Source organism: Streptomyces sp. NPDC007095 (assembly GCF_040634475.1).
Taxonomy (GTDB): Bacteria; Actinomycetota; Actinomycetes; order Streptomycetales; family Streptomycetaceae; genus Streptomyces.
Window position 1 is genome coordinate 1 of record NZ_JBEYFS010000041.1, and the last position, 12,273, is coordinate 12,273.

The following is a 12,273-nucleotide window of genomic DNA, read 5'->3' on the forward strand; positions in this document are numbered from 1 at the left end:
GAGACGGCCTGCTGCATGTCGCTGATCTTCTTGCGGCCGCGGACGATGTCGTCCTCCAGCTGCTCGAAGTCGTTGGAGAGGTTGGTGGAGGCACTCGCGACGACCGTCGGCGGTGACGTCGGAGACGCGCTGCGGCGCCTCGCGCCGGAACTCACACCGGTTCGCCGAACGGGTGGGCTTCGCGTTTCTACTCGAGCAGCCTCTACGCCTCCAGCCTTCCCCACAAGATCCGAGCCGGAGCGGTCAAACCGATCTTCCAGTTCCATGGTCGAGCTGTCCGACCGCTGCAACCTGCTCAACCGCTTCCTCTCACTGCCCGCGCCCAGGATGTTCATGTACGGCGAACAGAACAGCTCCTTGTCCTACCTCCAGACCCTGGCCGCAAACGGTGTCGAGCTCGCGCCGATCAGCCGCAGCGCACACTTCCCGATGTACTCCAACCCGCCGGAGATGTGGGCGCGAATAGCCGCCTTCGTCTCCCGTTCCGACGGCAGGGCCTGACCGCACTGGACGAGCACCAGGTCCGCCGGTACGCGTCTTGGTCCCGCTGGGTCACCCTCGCCATGCTGGTTTCACCGGGTTGGTGGTCGTGGCGGTTGGATGTGCGGTGGCCGAGCCTGTCCGTGTGCGCAGACTGACCGCGTTCGAGATGGCCCCCTGCAACACGCCCGCGACCTCAAGGGCTGGTCCGAAGTCCTGGTCGTGGTCCGTTCCTGGATCATCCAAGGCGCCTGCGTCGTCGGTATCGGCCTGTTCTACGCCCGCTGAGCCATTGTGATCGGAAGCCCCGGGTGCCGGCGTCGGGGCTGAACGGTTCACTTCCCTGCGCTTGTCTGTGAGCCGCGCAGGGAGCGGAACGCCGCGCGGAGTTCGTCCGTGAAGAGGTCCGGGACCTCCCAGGCCGCGAAGTGGCCGCCGTTGCCGACCCGGTGGTAATAGAACAGCTTGTGGTAGGCGCGCGACGCCCAACTCCGCGGCGCCTGGTAGATCTCGCCGGGAAACACCGTGATGGCGGCAGGAAGGGACACCGACACGGCGTTGAAGTTGTTGGCGTTGTTCTCCCAGTACAGGCGCGAGGAGGAGATCGCGGTGTTCGTGACCCAGTAGAGAGTGATGTCGTCAAGCATCTTGTCCTTGGTCAGCACGCGCTCGGGATGGCCACCGCTGTATGTCCAGGCGGCGAACTTGTCGTACATCCAGGCAGCCAGTCCCACCGGAGAATCCGTCAGTCCGTATCCCTCGGTCTGGGGACGGGTGACCATCATGGCCGAGTAGCCGGACCCGGTCTTGTAGAAGGTGGCCAGTTTCTCGTACGCGGCCTTCTCGTCCGGGCTCAGGCCGGCCGGTGCCGGGTCGCCGCAGGCGAGTTTCTCGGCGATGTCCGGCGGGACGGTGGCCGGGAAGTTCACGTGGATGCCGAGCAGTCCCGGGGGCCGCTGTACGGCCATCTTGTCCGATATCACGGCGCCCCAGTCGCCGCCCTGGGACACGTAGTGCTTGTATCCCAGTCGCTCCATCAGCACGGCCCAGGCACGCGCGATGCGGTCTGGGTTCCACCCGGTGGTGGTCGGCCGTTCCGAGAAGCCGTAGCCGGGCATCGACGGTATGACGAGGTGAAAGGCGTCCTCGGCGCGTCCCCCGTGGGCCGTCGGGTTGCTGAGCGGCTCGATGACCTTCAGGAATTCCAGGATGGAGCCGGGCCAGCCGTGGGTCAGAATGACGGGGAGCGCGTTCGGATGGCGGGAGCGGACGTGGATGAAATGTATGTCAAGTCCATCTATCTCCGTCATGTACTGCGGCAACGAGTTGAGTTCCTCCTCGACGTTCCGCCAGTTATAGGTCGTCACCCAGTAGTGGGCGAGTTCCTTCATCGTGGCCAACGGGACACCCTGGGACTGATCACGAACCGTTTCCCGGTCGGGCCAACGTGTCGCGATGACACGCCGACGCAATTCGGTGAGATCCCGCTCTGGAATGTTCACGCGGAAGGGACGGATGCTCTGCCGCTCACCTACGGTGGCCGGCTTTCCGATGTGTTCCTTGCCGGTGTATGGCCAGCCTTGCAGACCCAGCAACCCTGTCGCTGCCGCGGTGACGGCGGCGGCCGATGTGGAGATGAACGTTCGGCGAGAGTGTGCACGGAGGAATTCGGGCATGACGGGTCTCCTTGGTGCATCCCATCGGTTCCGGAGGCGCGAAGCACGCGAAAGGGCTGCTTCCCCGACGACCGGTCTGCTCGTCGGTCTGAACGAGGACTGATGCCCGCGGGATCTCAGCTCTGGAGTCGCGTGGCCCGGGGCACTCACGCGACACGATTGTCACTTTAAGTAACGATAACTACCTCAGAGTAAGTACGCAACTCAGGAGTGTGGGTTGCTCATGGGTGGCGGGTTCGTCATGGCAGCGTCCGGTGCCGGTCCGTCCCGCTCAGCCGGAGACGGGCTGTGCACAATGCCGTACTCGCGGGCGAAGCGGTTGGCCTCCGCGGCGGAGCCGGTCATCCGGTGCAGCCACAACGCGTACGCCACCGACTCCATCTGCTCCGGCGTCAGATGCCAGCCGCCACCGCTTGATCCCGTGATCACACGAGGCCGTACGGACCTGCTCCGCCACACCCGCAACCGACGGCACCCGACGCTGGCCGGTGAGGCCGATGAACACGCGCAGTGCCACCATCTGCGAGGGAATCAGCTCCACCACCTGCCGGTCCGTCTCCTCCCCGCCGGGCGGGGCCTCGCCCCGGGGGCGGGAGCATCCGTAGGTGAGGGTGTCATGGCCGTACGGGGTCGGACGGGCCGCCCACCTCACGGGCCGCCTCTCCAGAGCCGACAGCTTTCGCGTCCAGCGTCCAGCCGCGCCCGGCCGCCTGCCCGCGCTCACGCGGCGCCGCCGGCGCCGGCAGTATCCGCCCCCAACCCCTCATCCCACTCCCCCGCGTTGTGTACCGCGCCCGTACGCGTTCGCCGACCGTAGACGCCTACGACTGCCTGCCCTGTTCGAAGACGGGAAGGGACAGCTGTTCGCGGGAATCCGCCGACGGGATGCTGCCGAACCGGCCTGCCGCGGCAAAACCCCCTGGCCAAGGCACCATCCCTAGGGGCCCGTGCCCTCCTGCGAGATGATGGCCCGTAACTCCTGCGGGCGACAGCACGTCCTCCACTGAGGGGACGTCAGCTACGACGCTGCGTTCTAGCCTCGCCGCCATGACCAGAATCCGTCGCACTGCCGTTGCCGCAGTGGTCACACTCGTCCTGCCACTGTCCCGGTCGCAGCCGGTACGGCATTTGCCGCACCCGTATCCGAACACTCCGCCGCCGCAGCCTCGCAGTTCCAAGGCAGTCTTGGTCGCCGCGTAGACCGAGCTGCCGGGCCAGGCCCGCTGCCCCACCGACGTACTGACATTGACGATCACTCCGCCCGACGTCTCCAGGAACGGCAGCGCAGCCTGAGCCAGCAGAATTGGAGCGACGAGGTTCGTGGCAAGCTGATCCGTGATCAGCTCCGGGACCAGGGTGCCGAGGGCACTGCTGTGCACGATGCCGGCGTTGTTGACCAGCACGTCCAATCGACCATGTGCCTCCAAGACGGCCTGGACGATCCGCTCGGGCTCCCCTTCGGCGGTGATGTCGGCGGGCAGCGGCACGATCCGGTCGTGCCCGGCCGCCGTCTCCTTCAGTGGTTCGTTTCGCCGTCCGATCGCGACCACGTGGGCGCTCTCGGCGGCGAAGGCACGGGCAGTTGCCCGGCCGATGCCAGTGCCGGCTCCGGTGACGACGACGATCCTGCTGCTCTGCGGTGCAGTGTTGTTCATGCCGGTCATCGTGCAACCCTGCCGCCGGCGGCAAGGTCAACGTCTCACCGGGGAGGAAACAGATTTCCTGTACCCCAGCCACTTGTCCACTCAAGCCGATCACCGCCCCTCGCCGACCTAAAGCAACTGCATTGGCCGGGGAAGGCACCTGATACCACCCTGCTCAGCCACCCATCTGCAGTCTCGACTGCCTGTCAGCCCGGCGTTCTTCGAGCGTCGTAGTCAACTGTCCGGCTTCGGTACCGTGCACTTGGTAGCACCCCGCAGGAGACTTTCTGTGCTCACATCTACTTCCCTGCCTGAGCGGCACCCGCGGATGGCCTGGGCCACGCAAATGCTGCGCTGCAACAACCATCAGGAACAGCACGGCCAGTAGTAGCCCAGCTGCATCCTCCTGCCGGATAAACAGCGTTGGTAGTAATTGGGCAGCCGGACGACGGCATCCACCTGCCGATGTCAGACCTCTTCGCTTCACTGCTCTGGAGACGAGATCCGAGGGGTGGGACATTCTCAAGTTGGTGCACAACGAGCAACGCGGCTGGCTGCTGCACTTCTGCAAGACGTCCGGCGCCCAAAGCAGCACCATGCAGGGCACTCCGCCGCACCAGGCGCTGCCCCATGCGGGGGAAAGCAGCACCCCGGACGAAGGGGAGGTCCGGGGCGCTGCGCACCAGGGCGAGTTCAGATCCGCCAGGAGCGGATGCGGTCGGCCGCGTCGTACCCGTCGGCGCGGCCTGCGTCGATGTCGCGGGCGAGGTCGATCAGCGCGCCGTACGGCGGGTCGACGGCCTCACCTGCGGCGTTCATGTACGCCGTGACGATCGCGGCGCCGTACAAGGCATTGCGGGCCGGGAGGGGGCGCAGCCTGATGATGGCATGCATCAGGGCCGCCGCGCGCCAGGCGTTGTCGACGGCGACGCCGACCTGGGGGGTGTTGACCCGATGGCGCGCCACGGCGGCCACGAGGTTGGAGAAGTCGTGGACCGAGGGCTGCTTGGGCAGCACTTCCGCCTGGCGTTCCAGCAGCCAGCGGATGTCGATGTGGAGCTCCATGGTCAGGCGGCAGCCCGTCCAGAGGCGTCCAGTCGGGCGGGAGTGTCGTCGGGGAACGCCGCGTCGAAAGCGGCCGCGTTGTCGGTGATGAACGCGCGGAAGACATCGGCGGCGCTGTCCAGGCGGGGGTCGCGGACCGCGTTGTGCGCGGCCTCGGTGATGAGCGCGGTGACCGTGGTGCCCTCGGCTTCGGCACGCTCCTGCAACTGTGCGTGGAGCTCTTCGGGGACCCGGATTGTCACTGACTTCGACATGCTCCGACCGTACAGCAAACCGTACAGCAGGAGGATGGGTACGACGGAACCGAACCCGAACGACGCACTTTCCCGGCTCAGGCCGGGGCGCCGATGAATCAGATGACACAACCGATCAGTGACACAGGCCGCCCCGACCATCTGGGAAAACGCAGGGCTGATGACACAGATCCGCGCCGATGACGTTCGCGGACCTAGCTGGCCCCGGGGACCCAGCTTCGTGCGCGGCGCGGGTCCACCTGGGAAAACGCCAGACTCTCAGGGCAACCCCAGGGCACGGCGCACCGCTCGGGGTGGGCGGCGGTGTCCTCCAGGGCACGGGCGCGCAAGGTTTGGTGGCAGGACACCAGGAATCTGTCCGCCCGGGAATTCGCGGGGGCGGCTCCATGGGCATATCGGGCAACATGCCTGTTTTCGGCCCCAGTGCCCCGGGCGCCTCACAGGTGGTCCGTGGAACTGGGAGGTTGCCCTCGGTGAGCGTCAGCGGTGCCGGCGCTGCCCGCAGGCCCGGCAGCCCCCGCACGGATAGCACGGCGCCGACGGCACGCGCGGGCATCGGCAGACGGGGTTGTAATCGGGGTCGTCTTCGCCCTCGAATCACGGTTCGCCGATTGGGGCTGGCCGTCGAAGTGGACCTGGCCGTCGGGGGCCGGCGTCTCGAGCCGGGTGCCACAGCCGGTCGACTCCACCCGCGCGGCGACGACCGTGTCCGGTCGCCGGTCATGGCGCGGCGCCCGGGCGAAGGCCTGCGCCGGACTCGTGCGCGCGGGCGAGCAGTGCGTTGACGGCGAGCGCGGCCGCGGGGCCGGAGTCGAGCAGCCGGTCCATGGCGGCCCGCTCGTCCTGGCTCAGCGAGTCCAGGAGGCCGGTGTGGGCGAGGGTGCGCAGCAGGGTGTGGCGCAGGACGTCGGAGCCACGTCCTCGTAACCCATCGCCGGCCCGGCGATCACCACGGCATCGGTCCGGCCGGTGACCAGATCCACCATGCAGCCCATCGAGGCCATCAGGAACCTTCTCGTTCGACAGCTGGTGGTCGGCACTGGCACGACTAAGTGACAGTGCTTATATAAGTCCTGTTACGATGCGCTGATGGCCGATCCCCATGCCCTCGACCCCAGCCAGCAGAGCCTCTGGCGGCCCTTGCGCCTGCTCCAGGCGTCGATGGACGCCGACATCGCCCGGATCTACTCCGAGCAACAGATCGACGGACTCAAAACAAGCTTCGTCATGGAACTGCTCCGGCTTCACGCCTGCGGACCCATGACCATCACCGAACTGGCCGAGTCGGTCCACCGCACGCATTCGGCACTCAGCCAGAAAGTCGCCGCGATGCGCACGGCCGGCTGGGTCCAGACGGTCGTGGGCGATGACGCGCGCAGCAAGAAGGTGACGCTCACCGAGAAGGGCCGCCGCGTCGTCGGGCGCCTGGCGGCAGAATGGCGTGCCACCGAGGCCGCCCTCGCTGACCTTGAAGCTGAGATTCCCTACCCGCTCTCCCGGGTTGTCGCGGATATCGAGCAGGCTCTTGAGCGCAAGAGTTTCCACGACCGGATCGCCGAGAAGCTGGCGGAGGACCCCGCATGGGGCTGAGGCACACGCTGCTCGACGTGACTCCGATACGGTCGTCACCGCAGTTCCGGCGATTGTGGCTCGGCCAGGCCCTGTCCGGGTTCGGCAGCCAGATGACACTCGTCGCCGTGATGTTCCAGGTCTGGCAGATGACGAAGAGCACCACGTGGACGGGCGCAGTCGGGCTGGCACAGGCGATTCCACTCGTCGCGCTCGGACTCTTCGCCGGATCGCTCGCCGACCGGGTGGACCGCCGAAAGTTCTATCTGCTCACGACCAGCGGGCAAGCCATGTGTTCGCTCCTCCTCGCACTCCAGGGCTTCCTCGGGCACCTTCCTGTCGCCGGTGTTCTGGGGCTGGTCGCAGTTCAGTCCTGCTTCGTCGCCGGCGGCGGCCCGGCCTCACGCACCTTCATTCCGCACCTTCTGCCCAAGCACCAGCTGGCCGCGGGACTGGCGCTGAGACGTGTCGCCTTCCAGGGCGCCATGCTGGTGGGTCCCGCGCTGGGCGGACTGATCGTGGGCGGGCTGGGCGTCGGCGGCTGCTACCTGGTTGACACCCTCACATTCGTCGCCGCGCTCTACGGTGCGTTCGGCTTGCCACGGATGAACCCCGGAGACGAGGCCGCACGGCCTGGCCTGCGCGGAGTGCTGGACGGTCTGGCCTTCTTGGGCCGCACTCCCGTCATTCGCGGGGCCCTGCTCACAGACCTGGCCACCACCGTGCTGTCGATGCCCATCAGCCTGTTCCCCTTGATCAACGCAGAACGGTTCGGCGGCAACCCGCGCACTCTCGGACTGTTCCTCACAGCCGTAGCCGTCGGCGGCGTGGCAGCGTCTCTCATCTCCGGGACCTTCACCCGGCTCCCGCGCCCCGGTCTGGTCATGCTTGGCGGATCTGCCACCTGGGGCGCGGCGTTGACGCTGTTCGGCATGTCACCCGACCCGTGGGCCGGTTTGGTCTTCCTCGTCATAGCCGGCGCCGCCGACACCGTCTCCGTCGTATCCCGGAGCACCGTCGTCCAGATGAACACGCCCCATGAACTACTCGGCCGTGTCAGCGCTGCTGAGCAGATCGTCGGGCAAGGCGGCCCCGACATCGGCAACATGCGCGGCGGTCTCGTCGCAGATGCCACCTCGGGAGCAGTAGCCCTCGTCAGCGGTGGCCTGCTCTGTCTCGGCGCCGTCGCCATGGTGAGCGCCAGCACAGCAGACCTGCGTAGTTCCTCCGCACCATCCCCTCCCCACACAGCCTCAGCCAGCCCATGAGCCCGGCTCCGGGGCGGAACGGCAAACGTCTGGTGGGGCAGCGCCCTTCGGCGTCTCAGCCGACCAACTATCGGTCGACGAAATGGCCAACTACGGATCGTCACGACGGGATGACCGGACGGCTTCGCGCGCCCATGGCCATCCATCACGCGAAGACACAGTGATCTCATGCGACGGACCGAGTACGACGCGGGCCAGGCCGCCAAACGCCGGACGGTGCCCGCAGCCACCTTCTGGTGGGCGCGGTACGCCGGGCTCGTAGAGGACCCGATGACGGACTGCGAACAACAGCGTCGGCGCAACGAGGACCGGTAGGGGTCCGCGCACGTCCGCGAGGGGCCGCGCCCTCAAGCACCGCCCCCTGCGCGTACCGCGTTCACCCCCTAGCGGGAGGGATCGTCCCGCTCGGTCAGACCAGGGGCTTCGTGGTGCTGCCCCGCAAAGGCCCCGCACCGACAGCCGGTCGAGGAAGCGTCCGTGATCTTCTTCTCCCTGAGCCCAGCTTGTTTCGGCCGTCGCACCACCGCGCACAGCGGTCAAGCCGCAGGATCCCAACCGCCGGTCCGAAGGCGCCCGGAAGATCAAACTGTCGCGGACAGGAATCCCAGGGGGCGTCTCAACGTTCGAGGACGGATCGTTCACCGTATCCAGTACCAGCCGGTGATCAGCCCATGGAACGAACTCCGTCCGCAGCCTCTCCAGCACCTCCCACGTCGGCTCAGCGAAGCCTTCGATGCCCCGTGACCGGTCCTCCAACCGACTGCGATGCACCGCTGGATCCGAACACACCACCTCGACACCGGCTACTGAGCGTGCGGCTGACGTGAAGCACACCTTCCAATGGTGTGACGGCAATCCGACGCTGATAGACCTCACCGACCCCGCACGGCAGGCCGCTGCCGCCGCAGTGTTCGGATCCTGACATGCATTCGCCCACCGGGTTCCAACACCGCACCGCCGGCGTCAATGGGGTGCGCCCGGCACTGTGCAGGCCCGCGTACGGAGCGCGTCTTGACCGGTCGGGTACCGACGCGCTCCTGTCCGGCAGCGGCCGGACACGCGCCGGTCAGCGGGTGGCGATGAGCTCGAGTGTGTCGATCACACGGTTCGAGAAGCCCCACTCGTTGTCATACCAGGCGACCACCTTCACGTGCCGGCCGTCGACCCGGGTGAGGGCCGAGTCGAAGATCGACGAGGCCGGATTGCCCGTGATGTCGGAGGACACCAGCGGGAAGTCCGAGTATTCGAGGATGCCGGCGAGCGGCCCGTCCGCCGCGGCGCGGTACGCGGTCAGCACGTCGTCGCGCGTCACGTCACGGGTGACGGTCGTGTTGAGCTCGACAATCGAGCCCACCGGAACCGGCACACGGATCGAGTCGCCCGACAGCTTGCCGGCCAGGTTCGGCAGCACGAGGCCGATCGCCTTGGCGGCGCCCGTCGTGGTCGGCACGATGTTGACGGCGGCAGCTCGGGCGCGACGGGCGTCGCGGTGCGGACCATCCAGCAGGTTCTGCTCCTGCGTGTAGGCGTGCACCGTCGTCATGAAGCCATGCTCAATGCCGGCGAGCTCGTCGAGCACCGCGGCCAGCGGTGCGAGCGCGTTGGTGGTGCACGAGGCGTTCGAGACGATCGTGTGCACGGCCGGGTCGTACGTGTCGCTGTTGACCCCGAACGCCAGCGTGACATCAGCGCCGTCCGACGGCGCGCTGACCAGCACCTTCTTCGCGCCCGCATCGAGGTGGGCGCGGGCAGCCTCGGCCGACGTGAAACGGCCGGTCGCTTCGAGGACGACATCGACACCGAGTTCGGCCCACGGCAGCTTCGCCGGTTCACGCTCGGCAAGCACCGTGATGCGACGGCCGTCGACCACGAGGGCGTCCCCGTCGACGGTCACCGGGCGCCCGAGCCGGCCGGCCGTCGTGTCGTAGGCGAGCAGTCGCGCGAGGGTGGCGGGCTCCGTGAGGTCGTTGACGGCCACAACCTCGAGGGTGCTGTCGCGTTCGAGCAGTGCGCGCAGCACGTTGCGTCCGATGCGGCCGAATCCGTTGATGGCGATGCGAGTCATAAGTGCTGTCCCTTCGGTTCGCCACCAAGGTTCGCTCGCGGCACCCACCGGTGACAGTGGCGGGATCGCCACGGTTCAAAAGGATCGCGCCAGGTGCGCCGGTGGCGGGGCTACTCGCCCTGGGTGAAGGTGCGCCGGTACTCGCTCGGCGTGGTGCCGAGGATGCGCTGGAAGTGCAGCCGCAGATTCGCACCGGTGCCGAGACCGACGTCGGCCGCGATCTGCTCGACGCTGCGCTGCGAACGCTCGAGCAGCTCGCGGGCCATGTCGATGCGGGCTCGCATGACCCACTGCATCGGCGTGTACCCGGTCTCCGCCACGAAGCGCCGTGAGAACGTGCGCGGCGAGACCGCTGCCCGCCGCGCCAGTACCTCGAGGGTGAGGGGCTCATCGAGCCGGTGCAGCGCCCACTCGCGGGTGTCGGCGAACCGCTCACCGAGCGGCTCAGGCACGCTGCGCGGCACATACTGCGCCTGACCGCCACTGCGGTAGGGGGCTGCGACCAATCGCCGGGCCGCGTGGTTCGATGCGGCCACCCCGAGGTCGCCGCGCAGAATGTGCAGGCACAGGTCGATGCCCGAGGCGGCGCCGGCCGATGTCAGCACGCTGCCCTCGTCGACGAACAGAACGTTCTCGTCGACCTCGATGAGAGGATGCTTCGCCAACAGCGCCCGTGTGTAGTGCCAGTGCGTCGTGGCACGCCTGCCGTCGAGCAGGCCCGTCGCGGCGAGCGCGAAGGCGCCCGTCGAGATGGCGGCGAGCCGCGCACCCCGGTCATGGGCGGCGATCAGCGCGTCGACGACGGCCTGCGGCGGATCGTCACGGTCCGGGAACCGATAGCCGGGGATGAAGACGATGTCGGCCCACGCAAGTGCGTCAAGGCCATGGGCGACGTGGTACGAAAGGCCGTCGCCACCGGTCACGAGACCAGGTGCCGCGCCGCACAGCCGCACCTCGTACGGCATGCTCGCGCGCGTTGTGAACACCTGCGCGGGGATTCCGACATCGAGCGGCTTCGCACCCTCGAGCACAAGAACGGCGACGCGATGCAGGCGGGAGGCTGACACGGAGACAGGGTACGCAGGGATGCGGGCCTGCGGGCCCATCAGGGTCAGGGCGTCGGCAGTTCCGCTCCCTGCCGGCGGGCGACCGCCTCGCCGCGCCGCACTCAGACTTGCCCGACCCCACTCCGTCCCTCAGCAACCGGATGCCCGCTGCGCGACTGTCCGGCCGACAGCCGGGGCCGGCAAGGTCTTGTCGTTCGAGCCATTGACGCTGAAGCGGCGCGAGATGTTGGTCCGGAAGGCCGGAGTGCCCGCGTAGAAGGAGAATTGCGTTGCGCGTTTTAGACACTCACATTGTTCGAGATCGTCATCTTGCCCGAGTTGCGGTTGTACATGAATCCGTGGTGACCGTTGCCGTAGGCGATGTCGTGCTGGAGCACATGGTTGACCGCGATGCCGTCGCCGCCGAGCTTGCCTCGTCGCCGTACGCCGCAGCCGGACGGCGGACGGCGTCGGGCGGCCCCGGTCCACGCCACCAATCCCGCTGGCGTCCAGCCCCGCTGGCGTCTCCCCCGCCCCGCCGCCGACCGCCTGCGTCGCGTCTGGCCCCGGTGGCAAGGTGCAGGCGCGGCCGTCGTCAAGGAGCTCGCCCCCGAATTCCCCGCAGCTTCGCCCGCTGCTGCGCCTCTTCGCTGGTCAGGTTTGTGCCAGGCACGCGGTCATCTTCGTGCTGTTCGTCCGCGCAGCCGTCCTTCTGCTGCTGATGCAGTCGTCGTTCACCGACGACACCACAGGCGAGGTCATGGCGAAGGCCCTGTACGTCGCCCCGCTGACCGCCGTCGCCATGACGGCAGCGGCACGGCCGCCGGCGACCTCATACCCGAGTACGCCGCCGATGTCGGGGACACCCCGGCCCCGGAACTGCCAGTCACCCTCGACATGGGCGAGCGCGGCCTCTTGGCACGCTTCCCTGCCCTGTTGATGGGCCGCGCCAAAGCGTGGTCCTTCGAGCAGCCGGCGATTCCGCAAAAACGAGGTGCTCATCAGATGGAACCTGATCACGTTGATGACCCTGCGGCTGACCGAGCCCGTCAGGAAACGATCCGCCTCCCCGCCGCCGACGGCGCAGCCGGCCACCCGGGCGGTGAGAATCCGGATCGGAGTCGGCGGTATCCGTCTGGCCCCGGAACCGCTGCGCTGAGCGTGGAGCACGTGGACATTCCTGACGCCTCAAGACAAGCTGAGTACC

14 protein-coding genes and 2 pseudogenes are annotated in these 12,273 nt (G+C 67.8%); 7 read left to right on the forward strand and 9 right to left on the reverse strand.

All coding sequences use genetic code 11. From position 1 onward, the window contains the following. Window positions 1–87 precede the first annotated feature (87 nt). From ABZ656_RS16370 to ABZ656_RS16380, 3 genes and pseudogenes are all read left to right on the forward strand, one after another. Window positions 88–153, forward strand: a pseudogene (locus ABZ656_RS16370) (RNA polymerase subunit sigma-24); the annotation flags it as partial. A 111-nt stretch (window positions 154–264) separates the two neighbouring features. After that, window positions 265–501 carry a hypothetical protein gene (locus tag ABZ656_RS16375; protein WP_360268650.1) on the forward strand — a complete coding sequence of 79 codons (237 nt, stop codon included), beginning with the start codon at window positions 265–267 and terminating at the stop codon, window positions 499–501. Between the two features lie 153 nt (window positions 502–654). Further along, window positions 655–768: pseudogene (locus ABZ656_RS16380) on the forward strand (phospho-N-acetylmuramoyl-pentapeptide-transferase); the annotation flags it as partial. A gap of 47 nt (window positions 769–815) precedes the next feature. On the opposite strand, the gene ABZ656_RS16385 reads toward ABZ656_RS16380, so the two are convergent. The 5 genes from ABZ656_RS16385 to ABZ656_RS16405 form a co-directional block, all read right to left on the reverse strand. Continuing rightward, window positions 816–2,033 carry an epoxide hydrolase family protein gene (locus ABZ656_RS16385; protein WP_360268643.1) on the reverse strand — a complete coding sequence of 406 codons (1,218 nt, stop codon included), beginning with the start codon at window positions 2,031–2,033 and terminating at the stop codon, window positions 816–818. 327 nt (window positions 2,034–2,360) lie between these two features. After that, window positions 2,361–2,585, reverse strand: a complete 225-nt coding sequence (locus ABZ656_RS16390; protein ID WP_360268548.1) for a DUF6417 family protein — start codon at window positions 2,583–2,585, stop codon at window positions 2,361–2,363. A gap of 392 nt (window positions 2,586–2,977) precedes the next feature. Then, window positions 2,978–3,820, reverse strand: coding sequence for an SDR family oxidoreductase (locus ABZ656_RS16395; RefSeq protein WP_360268551.1), 843 nt, complete (start codon window positions 3,818–3,820; stop codon window positions 2,978–2,980). A 672-nt stretch (window positions 3,821–4,492) separates the two neighbouring features. Next, window positions 4,493–4,870 (reverse strand): toxin Doc, encoded by a 378-nt coding sequence (locus ABZ656_RS16400; RefSeq protein WP_360268646.1) that lies wholly within the window; start codon window positions 4,868–4,870, stop codon window positions 4,493–4,495. Beyond that, window positions 4,867–5,118 carry a YlcI/YnfO family protein gene (locus ABZ656_RS16405; protein WP_101408320.1) on the reverse strand — a complete coding sequence of 84 codons (252 nt, stop codon included), beginning with the start codon at window positions 5,116–5,118 and terminating at the stop codon, window positions 4,867–4,869. The genes ABZ656_RS16400 and ABZ656_RS16405 overlap by 4 nt, the downstream gene beginning before the upstream one ends. A 666-nt stretch (window positions 5,119–5,784) precedes the next feature. On the opposite strand from ABZ656_RS16405, the gene ABZ656_RS16410 reads away from it, so the two are divergent. The 4 genes from ABZ656_RS16410 (at window position 5,785) to ABZ656_RS16425 (ending at window position 8,270) form a co-directional block, all read left to right on the forward strand. Further along, entirely contained in the window at window positions 5,785–6,045 is a 261-nt protein-coding gene (locus ABZ656_RS16410) for a hypothetical protein (protein WP_180362626.1), read from the forward strand. A gap of 162 nt (window positions 6,046–6,207) precedes the next feature. Further along, window positions 6,208–6,708 carry a winged helix DNA-binding protein gene (locus ABZ656_RS16415; protein ID WP_101406581.1) on the forward strand — a complete coding sequence of 167 codons (501 nt, stop codon included), beginning with the start codon at window positions 6,208–6,210 and terminating at the stop codon, window positions 6,706–6,708. Next, entirely contained in the window at window positions 6,699–7,955 is a 1,257-nt protein-coding gene (locus tag ABZ656_RS16420) for an MFS transporter (RefSeq protein ID WP_360268556.1), read from the forward strand. Before ABZ656_RS16415 ends, ABZ656_RS16420 begins: the two co-directional genes overlap by 10 nt. A gap of 168 nt (window positions 7,956–8,123) precedes the next feature. Continuing rightward, window positions 8,124–8,270, forward strand: coding sequence for a hypothetical protein (locus ABZ656_RS16425; protein ID WP_360268559.1), 147 nt, complete (start codon window positions 8,124–8,126; stop codon window positions 8,268–8,270). A gap of 751 nt (window positions 8,271–9,021) precedes the next feature. Here ABZ656_RS16425 and gap read toward each other — a convergent pair. The 4 genes from gap to ABZ656_RS16445 all read right to left on the reverse strand — a co-directional run bounded on the left by gap (window position 9,022) and on the right by ABZ656_RS16445 (window position 12,236). Next, window positions 9,022–10,020, reverse strand: a complete 999-nt coding sequence (gene gap / locus ABZ656_RS16430; protein WP_360268562.1) for a type I glyceraldehyde-3-phosphate dehydrogenase — start codon at window positions 10,018–10,020, stop codon at window positions 9,022–9,024. 110 nt (window positions 10,021–10,130) lie between these two features. Next, window positions 10,131–11,087 carry a helix-turn-helix domain-containing protein gene (locus tag ABZ656_RS16435; protein ID WP_101408321.1) on the reverse strand — a complete coding sequence of 319 codons (957 nt, stop codon included), beginning with the start codon at window positions 11,085–11,087 and terminating at the stop codon, window positions 10,131–10,133. A gap of 278 nt (window positions 11,088–11,365) precedes the next feature. Further along, a complete protein-coding gene (locus tag ABZ656_RS16440; protein WP_360268565.1) occupies window positions 11,366–11,560 on the reverse strand; it encodes a hypothetical protein in 195 nt (64 codons plus the stop codon). Between the two features lie 160 nt (window positions 11,561–11,720). Further along, window positions 11,721–12,236: a hypothetical protein gene (locus tag ABZ656_RS16445; protein ID WP_360268653.1), complete on the reverse strand. Its 516-nt coding sequence runs from the start codon at window positions 12,234–12,236 to the stop codon at window positions 11,721–11,723. Between the last annotated feature and the right edge of the window lie 37 nt (window positions 12,237–12,273).

Excerpts from the sequence above, each read along its gene's own strand:
- gap (WP_360268562.1), bottom strand. The coding sequence starts at position 10,020 with ATGACTCGCATCGCCATCAACGGATTCGGCCGCATCGGACGCAACGTG.
- ABZ656_RS16420 (WP_360268556.1), top strand. The coding sequence starts at position 6,699 with ATGGGGCTGAGGCACACGCTGCTCGACGTGACTCCGATACGGTCGTCA.
- ABZ656_RS16395 (WP_360268551.1), bottom strand. The coding sequence starts at position 3,820 with ATGACCGGCATGAACAACACTGCACCGCAGAGCAGCAGGATCGTCGTC.
- ABZ656_RS16425 (WP_360268559.1), top strand. The coding sequence starts at position 8,124 with ATGCGACGGACCGAGTACGACGCGGGCCAGGCCGCCAAACGCCGGACG.
- ABZ656_RS16375 (WP_360268650.1), top strand. The coding sequence starts at position 265 with ATGGTCGAGCTGTCCGACCGCTGCAACCTGCTCAACCGCTTCCTCTCA.
- ABZ656_RS16405 (WP_101408320.1), bottom strand. The coding sequence starts at position 5,118 with ATGTCGAAGTCAGTGACAATCCGGGTCCCCGAAGAGCTCCACGCACAG.
- ABZ656_RS16415 (WP_101406581.1), top strand. The coding sequence starts at position 6,208 with ATGGCCGATCCCCATGCCCTCGACCCCAGCCAGCAGAGCCTCTGGCGG.